The sequence below is a fragment of the Cellulosimicrobium sp. E-16 genome, from assembly GCF_049913115.1.
GTDB lineage: Bacteria > Actinomycetota > Actinomycetes > Actinomycetales > Cellulomonadaceae > Cellulosimicrobium.
Window position 1 is genome coordinate 295,091 of record NZ_CP183974.1, and the last position, 19,241, is coordinate 314,331.

The following is a 19,241-nucleotide window of genomic DNA, read 5'->3' on the forward strand; positions in this document are numbered from 1 at the left end:
GATAGAACTGACCTCGGTCACATCCAAGCAAAGGGGCTTCACGTGAGCACGGACCCGACTCCCGCCGCGCGTGCGGGCGACCCGCCCGCGACGGCGGGGACCCCGCTCCTGCGCGTCGCGGGCATCACCAAGGCGTTCCCCGGGGTCAAGGCGCTCGACGACGTCCGGCTCGACCTGGGTCACGGCGAGGTGCTGGCCCTCGTCGGCGAGAACGGCGCCGGCAAGTCGACGCTCATGAAGCTCCTCTCCGGCCTCCACCAGCCCGACGCCGGGACCATGGAGCTCGACGGCGAGCCGCTCGACGTCCTCTCCCCGCGCCAGGCGAACGAGCGCGGGATCAGCATCATCCACCAGGAGTTCCACCTCATGCCCGACCTCACGGTCGCGCAGAACATCTTCGCCGGGCGCGAGCCGCGGCGCGCCGGGTTCATCGACGACCGCGCGCTCGTCCGCCGGGCCACCGAGCTCTTCCGCCGCCTCGAGATCCCGCTCGACCCCCGCCAGCCCGTCGCGCAGCTCAGCGTCGCCGGGCAGCAGATGGTCGAGATCGCCAAGGCGCTGTCGTTCGACGCGAAGGTCCTCATCATGGACGAGCCGACCGCCGCCCTGAACGACGTCGAGGTGCGCACGCTCTTCCGGCTCATCCGCGGGTTCGTGACACCGAGCACCGGCGTCATCTACATCTCCCACCGCATGGACGAGATCAAGGAGATCTCCGACCGGATCACCGTCCTGAGGGACGGCCGCTACATCGACACGCTCGACACGCCCGGGACCGACGTCAAGGACGTGATCGCGCGCATGGTGGGGCGCGAGATCCGGACCGACGTGCGGCCCGCTCCCGCCCCCGAGGGCCGCCCCGCGGTCCTGTCCGTCCGGGGGCTCAGTACCCGCAAGCTCCTCAAGGACGTCTCCTTCGACCTCCACGAGGGGGAGATCCTGGGCTTCGCGGGGCTCATGGGCGCGGGCCGCACCGAGGTCGCCCGGGCCCTCGTCGGCGCCGACCGGAGCACCGGGCACGTCGAGGTCCGCGGACGTGCGATCCACGTGCGCAACCCCGCCGACGCCGTGCGCCACGGCATCGGCTACCTCTCCGAGGACCGCAAGCGGTACGGCCTCCTGCTCGACCAGGACGTCACCGCGAACGTCATGCTCTCCTCGCTCGGACGCGAGACCCGCGCCGGATTCGTCCGCGACGGGGACGCGCGCCGCGTCGCGACCGAGATGGTCCGCCGCCTCGCGATCAAGACGCCGTCGGTGCGCCAGCGCACCAAGAACCTCTCGGGCGGCAACCAGCAGAAGGTCGTGCTCGCCAAGTGGCTCGTGCGCGACTGCGACGTCCTGGTCGTCGACGAGCCGACGCGGGGCATCGACGTCGGCGCCAAGGAGGAGATCTACGAGCTCCTGCGCACGCTCGCGGACCAGGGCAAGTCGATCGTCATGATCTCGTCCGAGCTGCCGGAGGTCCTGCGCCTGTCCGAGCGGATCGTCGTCATGTGCGAGGGCCGGGTCACCGGCGTCCTCGACAACGCCGACGCCACGCAGCACAACGTCATGGAGCTCGCGACGCAGTTCGGCGGCGCCGAGCACCTCCTCGCCACGACCGGAGACGCCCGATGACCTCGACCACCACCGTCCGCGACTCCCTGCCCGACGCCGTCGTGGCGTCGCGGGGCCCGCGCTACCGCCAGCAGCTCCAGCAGATCCTCGCGTTCGCCGGGCTCGTCGTGATCTTCGCGTTCTTCTCGATCGCCAGCCCCTATTTCCTCGACTGGGCGAACATCAAGGGCATCCTGCTCGCCACGGCCGTCACGGGGATCATGGCCCTCGGCGCGACGTTCGTCATCGCGACCGGCGGGATCGACCTGTCCGTCGGGACGGGCATGACGCTCTGCGCGGTCATGACCGGCGTGTTCCTCACCAACCTGGGCCTGCCGCTCGTGGTCGGCGTGCTCGGCGGCATCGCGGCCGGCGCGCTCCTCGGGCTCGTGAACGGCCTCAACGTGTCGTTCCTCGGCATCCCGCCGTTCATCGCGACGCTCGCGACGATGATGGTCGCGCAGGGCCTGTCGCTCGTCATCTCGGGCACCAAGCCGATCTACTTCTCCGACGTCGCGGGCTTCGGCCAGATCGCGCTCGGCGAGCTGATCCCCGGCCTGCCGAACGCCGTCCTCATCTTCTTCGCCGCCGCCGCCGTCGCGGGGATCCTCCTCAGCAAGTCGCTCATCGGCCGGTACGCCCTGTCGATCGGCTCGAACGAGGAGGCGACCGCGATCTCCGGCATCGACGTGCGGCGCTGGAAGGTCGTCGTCTACACCGTGGCCGGCGTCTTCACCGGGCTCGCGGGCGTCGTCATGGCGTCCCGGCTCAACTCCGCCCAGCCCGGCCTCGGGCTCGGGTACGAGCTCGAGGCGATCGCCGCCGTCGTCATCGGCGGCACGTCCCTGCGCGGCGGCAAGGCCACGATCCTCGGGACCGTGATCGGCGCGCTCATCATGGCCACGCTCACCAACGGCCTGCGGATCATGTCGATCCCGCAGGAGTGGCAGAAGGTCGCCGTCGGCATCGTCATCCTCCTCGCCGTCTACACCGACATCCTCCGGCGCGGGAAGGACGCCTGACCCCCGCGCTCCCACCCCGCAGCACCGCCACCTCCCTCGTCTCCCCTGACGACGACGTCATCCCCGAAGGAGCACCTCATGAAGACCACCCGGGTCGCCCGCCTCAAGTACGTCGGCGCCGCGAGCGCCGCAGCCCTCCTGCTCGCGCTGGGCGCGTGCAGCTCCGCCGACGACGGCGGGTCCGGTTCCGGCGGTGACAGCGGCGGCGACGGCGGGACGCCGTACGTCGCGCTCGTCTCCAAGGGCTTCCAGCACCAGTTCTGGCAGGCGGTGAAGCAGGGGGCCGACGACGCCGCGGAGGAGCTCGGCGTCGAGGTCACCTTCGAGGGGCCGGAGACCGAGACCGAGGTCGACAAGCAGCTCTCCATGCTCCAGACCGCGCTCGACAAGAACCCCGACGCGATCGGGTTCGCCGCACTCGACTCCGAGGCGTCGATCCCGCTCATGTCGGACGCGCAGTCGCGCGGCATCCCCGTCGTGGCGTTCGACTCCGGCGTGGAGTCCGACGTGCCGATCACGACGGTGTCCACCGACAACGAGGCCGCCGCCGCGGAGGCGGCGAAGCACATGGTCGAGCTCATCGGCGGGAGCGGCAAGATCGCGGTCCTCGGCCACGACCAGACGTCGCAGACGGGCCAGCAGCGCGTCTCCGGGTTCGTCGACTACATCGAGGAGAACGCGCCCGATGTCGAGATCGTGGACGTGCAGTACGCGGGCGGCGACCAGCTCAAGTCCGCCGACGCCGCGAAGTCGATCCTCCAGGCGAACCCCGACCTCAAGGGCATCTACGGCACCAACGAGGGCGCCGCGACCGGTGTCGTCAAGGCCGTGCAGGAGCTCGGCGCCGCGGGCACGCTCACGGTGATCGGCTTCGACTCCGGCAAGGCGCAGATGGACGCGATCCGCGACGGCCTCATGGCCGGCGCGATCACGCAGAACCCCGTCGGCATCGGCTACGAGACCGTCAAGGCGGCCGTCGCCGCGATCAACGGCGAGGACGTCGAGCCCGTCATCGACTCCGGCTTCTACTGGTACGACGCGACGAACATCGACGACGAGGAGATCGCCGCGGTCCTCTACGAGTGACGGTGGCGGGGAGACCCGCTGAGATCGACCCGTGTGTCGTGAGATCGCCCTCCTGAGGGTCGATCTCGGACGCACGGGTCGATCTCGTGTGCCGTGCGGCGACCCGCGGCCCGCGAGGTGGAGCCGTGACCACGGCTCCACCTCGGCCGACCAGGGTTCTCCCTCGGCGGAGGTCCTGGCGGGTGGTCAGGCGTCGTCGTCGGGGAGGTCGTCCGGGACGCGGGGGAGGGACTCCTCGACGCCGAGGAGGTGGTTCGCCATGCGCAGGCGTGCTCGCTCGGGGTCGTGCGCGGCGAGCGCGCGCCAGATGGCCTCGTGCTCGCCGTGCGTCCGCTCCTCGGCGCCCTCCTCGTGGAGGCCGCGCCAGAGGCGCTCGCGCACGGTCCGGCTGGCGAGCGACTCGACGAGCGCGGCGAGGACGGGGTTGCCGGAGTGCACGGCGATGATGCGGTGGAACGCGATGTCGGTCTCGATGAAGCGCTCGTGGTCGACGGCCGGCTCGCGCAGGATCTCCTCGACCTGGTCCAGCACGCCGCGCGCCTCGGCGAGGGCCTCGTCAGTGATGTGGGTTGCGGCGAGCCCGGCGGCCTCGGTCTCGAGGATGCGGCGCACGTGGTGGAAGGGGAGCGCGCTGCCGTCGCCCTGGAGGTCGACGACGAACCCCATGGGCGACAGAAGCCGTCGAGGGTCGAGACTCGTGACGTAGGTGCCGTCGCCCTGGCGGGTGTCGACGATGCCGAGGATGGACAGGGCGCGCACACCCTCGCGGAGGGAGCCGCGCGAGACGCCGAGCGCCTCGGCGAGGTCCTTCTCGACGGGCAGCCGGTCGCCGGGACCGAGCTGTCCGTCGAGGATCATGCGCCTGATGCCGTCGACGACCTCATCCGTGCGGGACATGGGTGCAGTATGGCCTATCGCAGCACGGGCGCGGCGGATTCCTCCGATGACTGCGCGACGTGGCCGGGGGCCGCGCTCGCGCGTCGCTCCGTCCAGTACGAGCCGCCGGGGAACCGGTACTGCGCGACGGACGCGGCGTGCATCTGCGTCGAGTACCCGGGGCGTGACGGGAGCACGTAGCCGCTGCCGGCGCCGGTGTCCGCGACGACGCACGGGTCGGTGAAGTGCTCGTGGAGGTGGTCCACGAACTCGGTCACGCGGCCGGTCAGGTCGCCGGCGATCGCGACGTAGTCGAGCACGGACACGTGCTGCACCATCTCGCACAGCCCTACGCCTCCCGCGTGCGGGCACACGGGCACGCCGAACTTCGCGGCGAGGAGCAGGACGGCGACGATCTCGTTGACGCTCGCGAGCCGGCCGGTGTCGAGCTGGCAGAAGTCGATCGCCTCCGCCTGGAAGAACTGCTTGAACATGACCCGGTTGTGGCAGTGCTCCCCGGTCGCGACGCCGATCGGCGCGACGGCACGCCGGATCGCGGCGTGCCCGAGCACGTCGTCGGGGGAGGTGGGCTCCTCGATCCACAGGGGGTCGAAGGGCGCGAGCGCGGCCATCCACTCGATCGCCTGCGGCACGTCCCACACCTGGTTCGCGTCGACCATGAGCTTGCGGTCGGGGCCGATCACGTCGCGCGCGATGGTGAGGCGGCGCACGTCGTCCGCGAGGTCGGCGCCGACCTTGAGCTTGATGTGCCCGTACCCGGCGTCGACGGCCTCCTGGCACAGGCGCCGCAGCTTCTCGTCGTCGTACCCCAGCCACCCGGCGGACGTCGTGTACACGGGGTAGCCGGTGCGCTCGAGGTGGGCGATCCGCTCGGCCTTCGTCGCGGCCTTGGCCTCGAGGAGCGCGACGGCCTCGTCCGCGGTGAGCGCGTCGGAGAGGTAGCGCAGGTCGGCGACGGCGACGAGCTCCCGGGGCGTCAGGTCGGCGAGGAGGCGCCAGAGCGGCTTGCCGGCGCGGCGGGCGACGAGGTCCCACGTCGCGTTGAGCACCGCCGCCACGGAGAGGTGCACGACGCCCTTCTCCGGGCCGAGCCAGCGGAGCTGCGAGTCGGAGGTCAGGGTGCGGTACACGCCTCCCATGTCGGCGGCGAGCTCGTCGACGTCGCGGCCGACGAGCGCGCTCGCCTGCTGGCGCGCGGCCTCGGCGACGATGTCGTTCCCGCGCCCGATGGTGAAGGTCAGGCCGTGACCGGCGAGCGGTTCCCCGGACTCGTCGGTCGTGTCGGTGCGGAGCACGACGTAGGCGGCGGAGTAGTCCGCGTCCTTGTTCATCGCGTCCGAGCCGTCGGCCGTGAGCGACGTCGGGAAGCGGACGTCCTCGATCTCGACCCGCGTGATCCTCGCCATGCGTACCCCTCGCCGTCCCCGCGGGAGACCGCGGAATACATCTGATGACTGGTCACAATCTAGGCAGTTCTCGTCGGAAGGTCAAGGATCCTCCGACCAATCTGCGTCAAGACATCGAATGAGTGGCGCTCACACGGACGCGGTGCGCGCCACGCGTCGGACGGGCCGACGCGGCGCACGGGCCCCGGCCGTGGGGGAGCCGGGGCCCGTGCGCCGTGGAGCTGGTGGGGGCGTCAGCAGTCGCGGCGCTCGATGGCGACGTCGTGCGTCGTCACCGGGCCGTCGGCCCCCGCCCGCGCGGTCACCGTGGCGGTGCCCGCCTCGACCGTGGTCGCCCGCACCGCGAACGACTGGTACGCGTTGGCCCCGGGCTGCACGCCCGTGACCGTGCGCGTGCCGTACGGCGTCTCGAGGGTCACGTCGAGCGGCGCGTCGTCGTCGTTGGTCGCGCGGACCGCGACGTACGCACGGCCGGCGAGGCAGCGAGTCTGCACCTCGACGCTGACGTCCGACCCCGGCTCCCCGGCGTCGAACGCGAGCTCCTGCCACGTCGCGACCTCGTCCGCGGTGAGCGCGCGGGCGAACACCGCGACACGGTCCACGGCGCCGCGCTGGACCTCGCCGCCGCCCTGGTTGGCGCCGACGTGGAACGGGCGCGTCTGGCACCCGTTGATCGCGTCGTAGCCGCCGACCGTGCCGCCCGGGCGGGCGACGCCGTCCACGTAGACCGTGATGGCGCCGTTCTCGCCGAGGGTCACGACGAGGTCGAACCAGCGGCCCGTGGGCACCGTGACCGGGGTCGTGGTGCCCGTCCCGGCCGTGATGACCCGGACGTTGTTCGACGGCGTGAGGTCGACGAGGATGCCGTCGGCGTCCTGGCCGACCGGCTGCGCGTCGAAGAGCCGCCGGTACGACGACTGCCCGGCGTCGATGCGGAACTCGCCCGCGAACGACGCCTGGTAGAGATACCCGAGCTGGAAGGGCTCGCTCGCGACGTAGGTGTTCGGCCCGAGCGTCTGTGCCGACCCCGTCGGGCCCTCGGCGAGCACGGCGCCCGTCCCGACGACGCGCGGGGTGCGGCCGTGCCCGGACGCGTCCGCGAGCGGGTCCTCGCCGAGGTCCCACGCGAGGACGGTGTCGTCCGTCGGCGGTGCGGGGCACGGCGACGGCGGCCGGACGGCGATCGCGGCCCGCCCCTCGACCGTCCCCTCGCCCGCGGTGAGGCGGGCGACGACGGCGGACGTCCCCGACGCGCCGCCCGCGCCGACGGTGACGCGGAAGGAGACGTCGCGCGACTCGCCCGCCGGGATCGTCTCGAGGTCGGCGGCCGCCGGCTCGGCGGACCAGGCCGCCTGACCGTCCTCGACCGCGGGGAGCACGAGCGCGAGCTCGCCGCCCTCGATCGGCGCGTCGCCCACGGCCGACACCCTCGCCACCACGTCGACGACGTCGCCCGTCGTCGCGCTTGCCGGGGCCGTGACGCTCACGGTCGCGAGCGCGGACGCCGTGTACGACGCCCCCGCGGACGCCGCGAACGTCACCTCGGCGCCGTCGCGCGTGTGCTCGACGGGCGACCCGTCGCCGTCGACCAGCGTGTACGCGCCCGACGCGAAGAGCGGGCTGCGGACCGTGAGGTCGCCGTCGCGCGAGGGGTGGACCGTGAGCTCGCGCGCCGCGCCGCCGGTCCAGGCCGCGTCGACCTCGGTGCCACCACGGGCGACGAGCCCGGTGTACGACCCCTCGGCCCATGCCGACGGCAGTGCCGGGAGCACGTCGACGACGGCGTCCTGGCTCTGGAGCAGCATCTCGGCCACGCCGGACGTGCCGCCGAAGTTGCCGTCGATCTGGAACGGCGGGTGGTTGTCCCACAGGTTGTCGAGCGTGCTGCCGGTGAGCTGCTCGCGCAGGAGCTTGTGCGCGCGGTCGCCGTCGAGGAGGCGCGCCCAGAAGTTGACCTTCCAGGCCTTGCTCCACCCGGTGCCGCCGTCGCCGCGGCCGTCGAGCGACACGCGTGCCGCCGCCGCGAGGTCCGGGGACGACGACGGCGAGACGGCCCCACCGGGGAACAGCGCCCAGAGGTGGCTGACGTGCCGGTGGGTGTTGTTCGGCTCGTCGAGGTCTTCCTTCCACTCCTGGAGCTGGCCCCACGACCCGACGCGCAGGCCGGGATCGAGGTCGGCGCGCGTCGTGGAGAGCTCGTCGAGGAACGCGGTGTCGGTCTCGCCGAGCGCCTCGGCCGCCGCGGCGGTGTTGGCGAGGTGCTGAGTGACGATCTGCTGCGAGATCGACGCGCCCGCGGTGAAGTCGCCCTGCTCGGGCGAGTAGCTCGGGGTCACGACGAGCGAGCCGTCGCGCGGGTCCACGACGAGGAAGTCGAACCAGAACTCCGACACCGACTTCAGCATGGGGTAGGCGCGCTCGGCGAGAAACTCCTCGTCGCCCGTGAACAGGTAGTGCTCCCAGTAGTGCTGCGCGAGCCACGCGGCGGCGTCGGGCTGCCAGAACGACTGCGGGTACTGGTGCAGGCCCGTGAAGCCGTACGGGTTGGTCTCGTTGCCGACGACCCAGCCGTCCGCGCCGTACATCGTGCTCGCCGTGACCTCGCCCGGCGCGACCATCGAGTCGACGTAGTCGAACAGCGGGGCGGTCGTCTCGGAGAGGTTGGTCGTCTCGGCCGGCCAGTAGTTCATCTGGAGGTTGATGTTCACGTGGTAGTCGGCGTCCCACGGCGGGTTGTTGACGCGGTTCCACACGCCCTGGAGGTTCGCGGGCAGCGACCCGTCGCGCGACGACGACACGAGCAGGTAGCGGCCGAACTGGAAGTACAGCGCCTCGAGCGCGCGCTGGTTCTCCGGCGTCGTCCCCGCCCGGTAGGCGGCGAGCAGCTCGTCGGTCGGGACGTCGGGCAGCTCGGCGCCGAGGTCGAGGCGCACGCGCTCGTAGAGCTCGTGGTAGTCGGCGAGGTGCGCCTCGCGGAGCGCGTCGACGCCCTTCCCGGCGGCGGCGTCGACGCGGGGCGTCACGACGTCGAGCGGCGCGACGCCGCTGCGGTACGCCGGGTACTCGCCCTCGTAGTCGGTCGCGGCGGAGAAGACGATCGTCGCGGAGTCGGCACCTGCGACCGTGACGCGGCCGTTCGCGCCGTCGGTCCGGGTCCCGCCGTCGGTGAGGACCTGCGCCTGCGAGGCGAACCGCAGGCCGTTGTTGGTCAGGGTCCCGGACGTCGTGATCCGGCCGCCCGCGGCGGCCTGCGCGACGTTCGACCGGCCCGACGGCAGGTCGAGCCGCGCCTCGAAGCCGATCGCGCCCGGCTCGTCGGCCGTGAGCCGCACGACGACGACGTCGTCGGCCGCGCTCGCGAAGTACTCGCGCGTGTACGTGGTCCCGTCGAGCTCGTAGGTCGTGGTGACCACGGCGTCGCCGATGTCGAGCGCCCGGCGGTAGTCGGTGGCGGTGCCGCTCTGGCCGACCATCTCCAGCACCAGGTCGCCGTACGTCTGGTAGGAGCCGAAGTTCGTCTTCGGCTGGCCGAGCACCGCCGCGACCTCCTCGGGGCTGACGCTCCCCTCGGCGTCGATCCGGTCCCGGACCTGCTGGATCGCGTCCGGCCGCGGGGTGGTCCAGTTCCCGAAGTTGTAGCCGGAGGCCCCGGGGCCACCGGTCCACAGGGTCTTCTCGTTGAGCTGGAGCTGTTCGCGCGCGACGCCGCCGAAGACGGTGGCGCCCATCGCGCCGTTGCCGATGGGCAGCGCGCGCTGCTCCCACTCCTGCTGGAGGTTCGACGCCGCCGTGTTCAGGGGTTCGTCGAACCAGATGGTGTCGGGGTCGCCGGGGATCGTCGCGCCGGGTGCGGTCACGGCACCCAGCGTGCCCGACGTCGGGGCGCTCGCCCCGGACGCGGGCGCCGCAAGGAGCGCGAGCGGCACCGCCAGCGCCCCTGCTGCGGTCGCGGCGACGAGCCGGCGGGCGCCGGCGGGTCGCGCGAGGGGTCGGACTCGGGACATCAGTGGCCTCCAAGGGCGGCGCGTCGGTGCGCCGCGGTCGGTCGGGTTCGGCGCTCGGACTACGCCAGGGCCCAGGAATCATCCGATGTGTCACCGACCAATGTGGCGGAAGGGCGCCCTCGGGTCAAGACGAACGAGGAAATCCCTCGCTCTTCATCCAATCATTACGAGACGCCCCTCTCGACGACCGGGATGGGCAGTGCTCCCCATCGCGGCCGACGTGCGCGCCGCGTAGCGTCGGCGTGCGACCGTCCAGACGAGGCTGTCGACACGTGCGCGTGAGAGGACACGCGCAGGTGCTGGGAGGAGACGGCATGAGCGGCATGTGGGGCGCGGACGTCCGGGCGCTGCGCGCGCTCGCGTCGACCCTGCGCGGGGGTGCGGACGCGTTGCGGGCCCACCGGGCGCAGGTGACGTCCGTCGTCGACGCCGCGACCCGCTGGGAGGGCCCGGACGCCGCCGAGTTCCGCAACGACTGGGCGTCGAGCCTCGGTCCCTCGCTGGTCACCACCGCGACGCTCCTCGACGCCGCGGCCGACCAGCTCGCCGCCGACGCCGACCAGCAGGAGTCCGCGAGCAGCGACGACGGCGGCACCCTGGGCGGCCCGGGCGGAGGCCCGACGTCGGGCCCCGGGGGCCAGCAGCCGAACGTCCCCACACCCACCCCGGGCGAGTACGCCGCGATGGACGCGAGCGAGCGCGCGGAGTGGCTCGAGAACGCGACGGACGCCCAGGTCGCCGCGCTCTACGCCCAGATGGTGCGGCTCGGCGTCGACCCCGACTCCCCGGGGTTCTCCGACCTCGCCGTCGCGCACTGGACCCGCGTCGCCGCGGCCGAGGCGGGCTTCGACTTCGCCGACTGGGACCCGTCCGCCGGGGCTTCGGCCAACCGCGAGATCATCGAGGGCGTCTACACGTACTACGGCGAGCTCTACCTCGACAACCCGTGGATGCAGTGGGCAGGCATGGCGGCGATGATCGGGCCGTCGTTCGCCGCCGGGTTCTTCGACCTCGACATGATGCGACAGCTCGCGCAGGGCGTCGCGAGCGGCGCCCAGGCCCTCCCGCCCGGCGTGGACCGCGCGGCGCTCGAGGCGATCGCGACCATGTCCGACGCCGAGCTCGGGTTCTACGAGAACCAGTTCCTCTCGATGCAGCGCGAGATCTTCGTCGACCAGGCCGTCATGCACGAGGCGTACCTGAACGGCGGCATGGAGGAGATGGAGCGGCTGCTCGAGGCCGGCGTCATCGACGACGCCGCGTACCAGGCCTGGTCGGACATCGAGGCTGGGCGAGGCGGCGACGCGCAGGCGCTCGCGGACGGCAACACCGCGCTGCTGTGGCGCGAGCAGAACCAGATCATCGCCGACGACTGGCAGACCATGCGCGGGCACCCCGTCACGGGCGAGGCGTTCACCTACCTCATGACGCTCGTCGGGGAGCCGTCCATCCCGGGCGCGGGCACGTACGCGCAGTACGACCCCTTCACCGTGAGCGTCGAGACTCCCGGTCCGGAGAGCCTCGGCATCCCGTTCACGGGCATCTCGTTCGACAACCCCGTGCAGGGCACGGTGACGGTGGAGACGCCGCTCCCGGGCGGCAACATCGCCGACCAGGGGACCCGCTGGGAGTACATCTCGAACGACACGCTGCCCGCCTACCAGCAGCTCATCACGCAGCATCCCGACCAGGCGGCGCAGATCATCGGCACGGACGTGTCCGACCGGATCGACGACTACCGGCTCACGAACCCCGCACGCATCGGTCGCATCCTTGACAGACTGACCGAGTGGGACGTGGACGTGGACCAGTGAGCCGGCCCGGAGCGGGCGGGCGGCGACGGGCGGCGCGGGCCGCGGTCGTCCTGCTCGCCGGGTCGCTCGCCCTGGCGGGGTGCACGGTGACGTTCGGCGACCCGGACGACGCGACCACGGCCCCGGGCGGGACGAGCACGGCGCCCGGCGGAGCGTCGTCGGGCGGCGAGGCGGGGACGACGACGATCGACGACATCGAGAGGGGCGAGCCCATGCGCTGGGACGTGAGCAGGCCGATCACCGCGGAGTCCGTGGGGCTGGGCGAGTCGCAGGCCGTCGTGCAGGTGCCCGACGGCGCGGCGCAGGTCGAGCTGACGCTCCCCGACGGCACGTGGTCGACCACGGCCGAGGAGCTGACGATCCAGCCGCGCCGCGGCTACGTGAGCACGATCAACGTGTTCCGCACCCTGTCCGGCGGGCAGGCGGTCCACGACCAGCTCGTCGCCGACGCGGACGCCCTCGGCTTCCCCCGGTCGCAGGTCGACCGCTGGCTCGACGAGCTGCCCGCGTCTCTCGACGCGTCGCGCGCGGGCGGGACGCGGGAGCGCACCGGCATCAACGGGTCCAACGGCGACGTCGTGACGTCGGTGCAGATCAGCCACGAGCCCGGGCCGGGCGGCGACGAGAGCATCCGCCTCTGGTACGCGATCAGCCCGGTCACCCCGGACTGAGGCTGCCCCGCGGTCGCGGCCGCCGGGCAGGACGTGAAGAAGCCGGGGACGAACCGGGCCGGTTCGTCCCGAGCGTCCGGGACGTCCGGGGGGTGGGGTAGCGTCCCTCCCGTCCCGAACGGCACGGAGCAGGGGAGCAGCGAGTGAGCAGCGTCGCGCACGACCACGGCCGGACGACCACGCAGGACCGGCCGCACCTCTGGCACCGGGTCGTGCGCTGGGCGAGCGCCGCGGCGCTCGCCCCCGTCCTGGCCCTGCCGCTCGCGGCGTGCACGCCGGATCGCCCGGAGGCGGCGGACGCCGCGGCGGCGCTCGCGCAGGCGATCGAGGCGGGCGACGTGAGCGGGCTGGAGTTCCGCAACGGCGCGGCCGCGGACGTCCAGGGCCACCTCACGGCCGTGCTCGAGCCGCTCGCGCCGTACGAGCGCACGGTCGAGGTCGAGACCGTGGACGTCGTGGAGGAGGGCGACGACGCGGGCGACCGCGCGACGGCGACGCTCGCCTACCGCTGGGAGGTCGCGGGCGAGCAGGCCTGGGAGTACACGACGACGGCCGAGCTGTCGTTCGCCGAGGCCGCCGACGGGGAGGACGGCCCCGGGGCGTGGGACGTCGTGTGGGAGCCGGACGTGCTCGTCCCCGAGCTCGGCCAGGGCGACCGGATCGCCGTGAACCGCGTGGCCGCCGTGCGCGCGGGCATCCTCGGCGCGGACGACGTCCCGATCGTCCAGGACCGGCCGGTCTACCGGATCGGCGTCGACAAGACGCTCGTCGCCTCCGGCGCCTGGGACCGCGCCGCGCGCGAGCTCGCCGGGGTCGTCGGGCTCGACCCCGAGGAGTACGCGCAGCGCGTCGCCGGGGCGGGGGAGAAGGCGTTCGTCGAGGCGATCACCGTCCGCACCGAGGACACCGCGGGCGTGGACGTCGACGCGGCACGCGGCGTCGACGGCGTCCGCGTGCTCGACGACGAGCTCCCGCTCGCGCCGACGCGCGAGTTCGCCCGCCCGATCCTTGGTCGCGTCGGGGACGCGACGGCCGAGATCGTCGAGGAGTCCGAGGGGGCGGTCGCCGCGGGCGACCAGGTCGGGCTCTCGGGACTCCAGCGCCAGTACGACGAGCAGCTCCGCGGCGTCCCGGGCCTGTCCATCGAGATCGTGCCCGGCGAGGGCGACGCGGAGGGGGAGGCGACCGAGGTCTTCGCGGTCGACCCCGTGGACGGCACGCCGCTGAGCACGACCCTCCGGCCTGACATGCAGGTGGCCGCCGAGGCGGTGCTCGCGGGGCAGGGGCCGAGCGCGATCGTCGCGATCCAGCCCTCGACGGGCGCCGTGCTGGCTGCCGCGAGCTCGACGGCGGGCGAGGGGCTCTCGACCGCGACGACCGGCCAGTTCGCGCCGGGCTCGACGTTCAAGGTCGCGACGACGCTCGCGATGCTCCGCGCGGGGCTCACGCCCGACACGACCGTCGCGTGCCCGCCCACGATCTCGGTGGACGGCCGTGAGTTCCAGAACGTCCCGGGCTACCCGACGGGCGCGCTCGGCGACGTCCCGCTGCGCACCGCGTTCGCGAACTCGTGCAACACCGCGATGATCGGGCAGCGGGACACGGTGACGCAGCAGGCGCTGCACGACGCCGCGGCGTCGCTCGGGCTGGGCGTCGAGTCCGAGCTGGGCGCGCCGGCGTTCTTCGGCGACGTCCCGACCGACTCGCAGGGCACCGAGCACGCCGCGTCGATGATCGGGCAGGGCAAGGTCCAGGCCTCGCCGCTCGCGATGGCGACGGTCGCGGCGAGCGTCGCCGCCGGGCACACGGTGTCGCCGGTCCTGGTGCACCCGGACGTGCAGACCGTCGCGGACGAGGAGCCCGCGGGGACCCTCACCGAGGAGGAGGCGACGACGCTGCGCGGCCTCATGCGCGCCGTCGTCACCGAGGGCTCGGCGTCGATCCTCCAGGACCTGCCGGGCGAGCCCGGCGCCAAGACGGGCACCGCCCAGTACGGCGACGGCAGCCAGTCCCACGCCTGGATGATCGCGACCCAGGGCGACCTCGCGGTGGCCGTGTTCGTCGAGACGGGCGACGGCGGCGCCGTCACCGCGGGCCCCCTGATGCACGCGTTCCTCGACGCGCCGAACGCCTGATCCTCGATCTCCTCCGGCGTCCGGAATAGGACCGGGCGCCGGGCGGTTGTCCACGAGCGGGTATGATCGGTTGCCGCGGGCGTCGATCTGCCCGCCTCGTCAGCGAGAACCCACCGTTCCGGGAGAACCTTCGTGTTCGTCAGCGTGCCTGCCTGGCAGCTCACCCAGCGCCGCGACGTCGACCTTCGTCGAGTCGCCAGCGCGCTGTGTCGCTGACCCCCCGTCGCCGCTGACGCCTCTCCGCCTCCGCACACCCGTCAGGACCCCGGGTCGCCCCGCGACCTGAGCCGCTGACGCGCGTGGCGCGCCCCTTCCGTCAGGCCGCAGGTCACCTCCGTGCCCTGTGCCCCTGCCCCCGGGCCGCGCTGCTGCCGGCGCCCCGCGACGACGTCCCGAGCCCCTCTCCCGAGAGCGGGCGCTCGTGCGCCCGCGTCACCCCCCGAAAGGTCCCCTGTGTCCTCGACCCCCTCGTCGGCCGTCTCGAAGGCCGACCCGCAGCAGGCGAGCCAGGCCCCGGCCTCGGCGCCCGCGAAGAAGAAGCGCCGGTTCCCCTCGTTCAGCGTCCAGATCCTGCTCGGCCTCGCGGTCGGCGTCGGCCTCGGTGCCGTCGCCCTCGCGATGGGCCCGCAGGACGCGGCTGGTGAGGTCCCCAACGGCCTGACGACGACGCTCGACACCATCGGCTCGTCGTTCGTCACGCTGCTCAAGGCCGTCGTGCCGCCGCTGATCTTCACCGCGATCGTCGCATCGATCGCGAACCTGCGTACCGTCACCAACGCCGCACGCCTCGCGGGCCAGACGCTCCTGTGGTTCGCCATCACCGCCGCGATCTCCGTGGCCGTCGGCATCGGCCTGGGCCTGCTGTTCCAGCCCGGCAACCGCGCGTCGGTCTCGCTCGACGCCGCGTCCGAGCCGGGCCGCACCGGCACGTGGCTCGACTTCCTCAACGGCCTCATCCCGGGCAACGTCCTGGGCCTGGGTGCGAGCACGCAGGTCGAGGTGACCGACGCCGGTGCGAGCGCCAGCACGTCGGTGAGCTTCAACGTGCTCCAGATCCTCGTCGTCGCGCTGGTCATCGGCATCGCCGCGCTCAAGTCGGGCAAGAAGGCCGACCCGTTCCTCGCGTTCAACCGCTCCGCGCTCGCGATCGTGCAGAAGGTGCTGTGGTGGATCATCCGCCTCGCGCCGATCGGCACCGCCGGCCTCATCGGCTACGCCATCGCGGCGTACGGCTGGACGTCGCTCGCGTCGCTCGCATGGTTCGCCGTCGCGATCTACGTCGGCCTCGCGGTCGTGCTGTTCGTGGTCTACCCGATCCTGCTGCGCACCAACGGCCTGAAGATCTCGAGCTACTTCAAGGGCGCGTGGCCCGCGATCCAGCTCGCGTTCGTCTCGCGCTCCTCGATCGGCACGCTGCCCGTGACGCAGCGCGTCACCGAGCGCAACCTCGGCGTCCCGAGCGAGTACGCGTCGTTCGCCGTGCCGCTGGCCGCGACCACCAAGATGGACGGTTGCGCCTCGATCTACCCGGCCATCTCGGCGATCTTCGTCGCGCAGATCTTCGGCATCGACCTGTCGATCACGGACTACCTGCTCATCGCGTTCGTGTCCGTCGTCGGCTCTGCCGCGACCGCGGGCCTCACCGGCGCGATCGTCATGCTGACCCTCACGCTCTCGACCGTGGGCCTGCCGCTCGCGGGCGTCGGCCTGCTGCTCGCGATCGACCCGATCCTCGACATGGGCCGCACCGCGGTGAACGTCGCGGGCCAGGCGCTCGTGCCGACGATCGTCGCCAAGCGCGAGGGCATCCTCGACCTCGAGCAGTACGAGGCCGCCACGGCCGAGGACCTCTTCGTGGACGAGGACGACGACGCGTCGTCCGAGGCGACCACCGAGGCCACGGCGACGTCCGGTACCGCGGAGGCCGCGCCGTCGGGCACCAAGGAGCCCGTGGGCGCCTCCGCCTGACGCCGGCCGCGCGATCACGCGCCGCCGAACATGACATGGGTGCCGTTGTCCACGCGACGACGGCACCCATGTCGTTCTCGGCGTCAGGGCTGGGGGCGACCCTCGCGCAGGACGGCGAGGCGCGAGCGGTACTCCTGCTCGTCGATCTCGCCGCGCGCGTACCGCTCGCCGAGGATGGCGACCGGGTCGGGGCCCGCCGTCCGCCATGCTCCGGGGCCGCCCGGGCCCCAGCCGCGGCGCGCGCGGCGGGCGATCAGGAAGATCACGGACGCGAACAGCAGGAACCACAGCAGGGGGAAGACGAACCACCACGGCCCGGGCCCCCAGCCGGCGTGCGCCACGTGCGCGACGGCCTCCGTGGGGACCACGGCCCCGGTGAGTGCGGTGAGCATGACGACCTCCGGTGTCGGTGCGCCCCACCGGTCGGCGGGGACGGCCGCGAATCCGGCCGCACCTCCAGGCTTCCCGTCGCCCGACGCCGCGTCGTCACCCGTGCGTGCCGACCCCGCTCGTCCCGTGGTGCCGGTCCGGCGCGTGGCGCGCAGCGGGACGGTCAGCCCGCCCAGCCCGGGCGCACGAGCCCGGACTCGTAGGCCGCGACGACGAGCTGCGCGCGGTCGCGCGCACCCACCTTGGCCATGACGCGCGACACGTGCGTCTTCACGGTCGACTCCGAGAGATAGAGCGTCCCCGCGATCTCGTCGTTCGAGAGCCCGCCAGCGACCTCGACGAGCACCTCGCGCTCGCGCGGAGTGAGCTCCTCGACGCCGCGCACCGGGCCGACGGCACGCGTCGCGTCCGCGACCCGGGACAGCAGGCGCCGGGTCACCGTGGGGGAGAGCAGGGCGTCGCCGCGCGCCGCGACCCGCACCGCCCGGACGAGGTCGACGGGCTCGGTGTCCTTGACGAGGAACCCGCTCGCGCCGCCGCGGATCGCGTCGGTCACGTACTCGTCGAGCTCGAACGTGGTGACGACCACGACGTGCACGTGCGCCGCCGCGCGGTCGGCGACGATGCGCCGCGTCGCCTCGAGCCCGTCGAGGCCGGGCATCCGGATGTCCATGAGCACGACGTCGGGCAGGTGCTCCAGCGCGAGCCGGACGGCGTCGTCGCCGGTCGCGGCCTCGGCGACGACGCGCATGTCGTCCTCGGAGTCGATGAGCGCACGGAAGCCGCCGCGCACGAGCGCCTGGTCGTCGGCCAGCACGACGTCGATCATGGTGCCTCCTCGCGCCCGGACGGCTCCTCGTCGGACCGCCCGGTGGTGCTCGGCCGGGGCATGGTGCCCGGCCAGGGAAAGACTGCCCGCACGCGGAAGCCGCGTCCAGCGGTGCCGGAGCCCGGTCCTCGTCCCGGAGCGGGACCGGGGACCGGTCCCGCCACGAGCGACCCGCCGACGCTCTCGACGCGCTCGCGCATGCCGCGCAGCCCGTAGCCGGGCTCGGGGACCGACGACGCCGTCGTCCCGTCGTCCGTGACGGTCACCGTCACGAGACGCGAGCCTCGGCTCCGGTGAGCCTCCGCGTCGCCCGGTCTCGTGCCGTCGGCCCGCTTCGTGAAACCCTCGACATCGACCCTGGCGTCGACGCGCGTCGCGTCGCGCGCGTGCCGCCGGACGTTCGTCAGCGCCTCCTGGACCACGCGGTAGACGACCCCGGCGAGCCGGTCGGGCAGCCCGGCGGTGGCGGGGTCCACGGTGAGCGCGACCGTGAGCCCGCCTCCCTCCGCCAGCCGCGCGAGCCGGGGGAGCGCGGCGAGGTCCCACGTCGGGACGAGCGGGGCGCCGTCGTCGACCGCGGGGCCGTCCGTGCGCCGCTCCCCGCGGACGACGCCGAGCACCGCGCGGACCTCGTCGAGCGCCTCCGTGCTCGTCGTGCGGATCGCGGTGAGGGCGCTGCGGGCCTGGTCCGGGTCGCGGTCGAGGAGGTGGAGCCCGACGCCCGCCTGCACGGTGATCGCGGAGAGCGAGTGCGCGAGGACGTCGTGGACCTCGCGCGCGATGCGCAGCCGCTCGTCGGCGACGGCGGTGCGCTCCCGCTCCGCGCGCGCGACCTGCTCGGCCTCCCGCGCGGCGGCGATGCGGGCGGACCGGTCGCGGATCGCACCCGCGACGAGCAGCACGACGACGGTCCACGCCGCCCCGCCGAGCAGCGTCGCCCGCGGCGGGGCGTCGGGACGCAGCGCGGCAGCCGCGACGACGGCCCCCGCGAGCAGCACGGCCCCGCCCCACGCCACGCGCCGCGCGCGCTCCGCGGGCCCGCTGAGGAGCACCCCCACGAGCACGCCGACGGGCCCCGCGAGCGCCGGTCCCCACGCGTACCCGGCGACGAGGAACACACCGACCGCCGCGACGGACACCGCGACGGCGACGACCGGGCGCGGCACGAGGAGCACGAGCGCGAGCGGCGACGCGAGGAGCAGGGCGACGGCGGCGAGGTCGAGCGGTCTCGCGCCCGGCTGCCCGTGCGTCGCGCCCACCGATCCGGCGACCGAGACCACCGCGAGCACCACGGCGAGGAACGCCCGGGGGCGGCGACGGTCGAGCGGGCCCATGCGTCGCACGCTACGCCGCGCTCGGCCGGGCCGCGTCCGACCGGCGTGCCGGGCGCCGTCGTCCCGGGGTGCCGTGCGGTCGAACC

14 protein-coding genes are annotated in these 19,241 nt (G+C 73.4%); 8 read left to right on the plus strand and 6 right to left on the minus strand.

Annotated features, from left to right (window positions below; genetic code table 11):
- Positions 1-42: 42 nt before the first annotated feature.
- The 3 genes from ACN9MS_RS01365 (at position 43) to ACN9MS_RS01375 (ending at position 3,707) form a co-directional block, all read left to right on the plus strand.
- Positions 43-1,620 (plus strand): sugar ABC transporter ATP-binding protein, encoded by a 1,578-nt coding sequence (locus ACN9MS_RS01365; RefSeq protein WP_426310384.1) that lies wholly within the window; start codon positions 43-45, stop codon positions 1,618-1,620.
- Entirely contained in the window at positions 1,617-2,621 is a 1,005-nt protein-coding gene (locus ACN9MS_RS01370) for an ABC transporter permease (protein WP_426310385.1), read from the plus strand. Before ACN9MS_RS01365 ends, ACN9MS_RS01370 begins: the two co-directional genes overlap by 4 nt.
- 78 nt (positions 2,622-2,699) lie before the next feature.
- A complete protein-coding gene (locus tag ACN9MS_RS01375; RefSeq protein ID WP_426310386.1) occupies positions 2,700-3,707 on the plus strand; it encodes an ABC transporter substrate-binding protein in 1,008 nt (335 codons plus the stop codon).
- 186 nt (positions 3,708-3,893) lie between these two features.
- Here ACN9MS_RS01375 and ACN9MS_RS01380 read toward each other — a convergent pair whose 3' ends face one another.
- The 3 genes from ACN9MS_RS01380 to ACN9MS_RS01390 all read right to left on the minus strand — a co-directional run bounded on the left by ACN9MS_RS01380 (position 3,894) and on the right by ACN9MS_RS01390 (position 10,014).
- Positions 3,894-4,604, minus strand: a complete 711-nt coding sequence (locus ACN9MS_RS01380; RefSeq protein ID WP_204538992.1) for a FadR/GntR family transcriptional regulator — start codon at positions 4,602-4,604, stop codon at positions 3,894-3,896.
- Positions 4,605-4,618: 14 nt separating this feature from the next.
- The gene (locus ACN9MS_RS01385; RefSeq protein WP_426310387.1) at positions 4,619-6,010 is read right to left on the minus strand and encodes an enolase C-terminal domain-like protein; all 1,392 of its coding nucleotides are present in this window, start codon (positions 6,008-6,010) and stop codon (positions 4,619-4,621) included.
- Positions 6,011-6,243: 233 nt separating this feature from the next.
- Positions 6,244-10,014, minus strand: coding sequence for a glycosyl hydrolase family 95 catalytic domain-containing protein (locus ACN9MS_RS01390; protein ID WP_426310388.1), 3,771 nt, complete (start codon positions 10,012-10,014; stop codon positions 6,244-6,246).
- A 314-nt stretch (positions 10,015-10,328) separates the two neighbouring features.
- Between ACN9MS_RS01390 and ACN9MS_RS01395 the strand changes: the two genes are divergently transcribed.
- The 5 genes from ACN9MS_RS01395 (at position 10,329) to ACN9MS_RS01415 (ending at position 16,602) form a co-directional block, all read left to right on the plus strand.
- The gene (locus ACN9MS_RS01395) at positions 10,329-11,828 is read left to right on the plus strand and encodes a WXG100 family type VII secretion target (protein ID WP_426310389.1); all 1,500 of its coding nucleotides are present in this window, start codon (positions 10,329-10,331) and stop codon (positions 11,826-11,828) included.
- Positions 11,825-12,499: a hypothetical protein gene (locus ACN9MS_RS01400; protein ID WP_426310390.1), complete on the plus strand. Its 675-nt coding sequence runs from the start codon at positions 11,825-11,827 to the stop codon at positions 12,497-12,499. The genes ACN9MS_RS01395 and ACN9MS_RS01400 overlap by 4 nt, the downstream gene beginning before the upstream one ends.
- 143 nt (positions 12,500-12,642) lie before the next feature.
- On the plus strand, positions 12,643-14,634 hold the full coding sequence (locus ACN9MS_RS01405) for a penicillin-binding transpeptidase domain-containing protein (protein ID WP_426310391.1): 1,992 nt from the start codon (positions 12,643-12,645) through the stop codon (positions 14,632-14,634).
- Between the two features lie 144 nt (positions 14,635-14,778).
- Positions 14,779-14,850 carry a putative leader peptide gene (locus ACN9MS_RS01410; protein WP_369799778.1) on the plus strand — a complete coding sequence of 24 codons (72 nt, stop codon included), beginning with the start codon at positions 14,779-14,781 and terminating at the stop codon, positions 14,848-14,850.
- Between the two features lie 237 nt (positions 14,851-15,087).
- A complete protein-coding gene (locus tag ACN9MS_RS01415; RefSeq protein ID WP_426310392.1) occupies positions 15,088-16,602 on the plus strand; it encodes a dicarboxylate/amino acid:cation symporter in 1,515 nt (504 codons plus the stop codon).
- A gap of 83 nt (positions 16,603-16,685) precedes the next feature.
- Here ACN9MS_RS01415 and ACN9MS_RS01420 read toward each other — a convergent pair whose 3' ends face one another.
- From ACN9MS_RS01420 to ACN9MS_RS01430, 3 genes are all read right to left on the minus strand, one after another.
- On the minus strand, positions 16,686-16,994 hold the full coding sequence (locus ACN9MS_RS01420) for an SHOCT domain-containing protein (RefSeq protein WP_205201353.1): 309 nt from the start codon (positions 16,992-16,994) through the stop codon (positions 16,686-16,688).
- 161 nt (positions 16,995-17,155) lie between these two features.
- Positions 17,156-17,821, minus strand: coding sequence for a response regulator (locus ACN9MS_RS01425; protein WP_426310393.1), 666 nt, complete (start codon positions 17,819-17,821; stop codon positions 17,156-17,158).
- On the minus strand, positions 17,818-19,155 hold the full coding sequence (locus ACN9MS_RS01430) for a sensor histidine kinase (RefSeq protein ID WP_426310394.1): 1,338 nt from the start codon (positions 19,153-19,155) through the stop codon (positions 17,818-17,820). Before ACN9MS_RS01430 ends, ACN9MS_RS01425 begins: the two co-directional genes overlap by 4 nt.
- Positions 19,156-19,241: the final 86 nt, after the last annotated feature.

Coding starts and splice junctions, on each gene's coding strand:
- ACN9MS_RS01370 (WP_426310385.1), top strand. CDS start 1,617: ATGACCTCGACCACCACCGTCCGCGACTCCCTGCCCGACGCCGTCGTG.
- ACN9MS_RS01375 (WP_426310386.1), top strand. CDS start 2,700: ATGAAGACCACCCGGGTCGCCCGCCTCAAGTACGTCGGCGCCGCGAGC.
- ACN9MS_RS01380 (WP_204538992.1), bottom strand. CDS start 4,604: ATGTCCCGCACGGATGAGGTCGTCGACGGCATCAGGCGCATGATCCTC.
- ACN9MS_RS01385 (WP_426310387.1), bottom strand. CDS start 6,010: ATGGCGAGGATCACGCGGGTCGAGATCGAGGACGTCCGCTTCCCGACG.
- ACN9MS_RS01390 (WP_426310388.1), bottom strand. CDS start 10,014: ATGTCCCGAGTCCGACCCCTCGCGCGACCCGCCGGCGCCCGCCGGCTC.
- ACN9MS_RS01395 (WP_426310389.1), top strand. CDS start 10,329: ATGAGCGGCATGTGGGGCGCGGACGTCCGGGCGCTGCGCGCGCTCGCG.
- ACN9MS_RS01420 (WP_205201353.1), bottom strand. CDS start 16,994: ATGCTCACCGCACTCACCGGGGCCGTGGTCCCCACGGAGGCCGTCGCG.
- ACN9MS_RS01425 (WP_426310393.1), bottom strand. CDS start 17,821: ATGATCGACGTCGTGCTGGCCGACGACCAGGCGCTCGTGCGCGGCGGC.
- ACN9MS_RS01430 (WP_426310394.1), bottom strand. CDS start 19,155: ATGGGCCCGCTCGACCGTCGCCGCCCCCGGGCGTTCCTCGCCGTGGTG.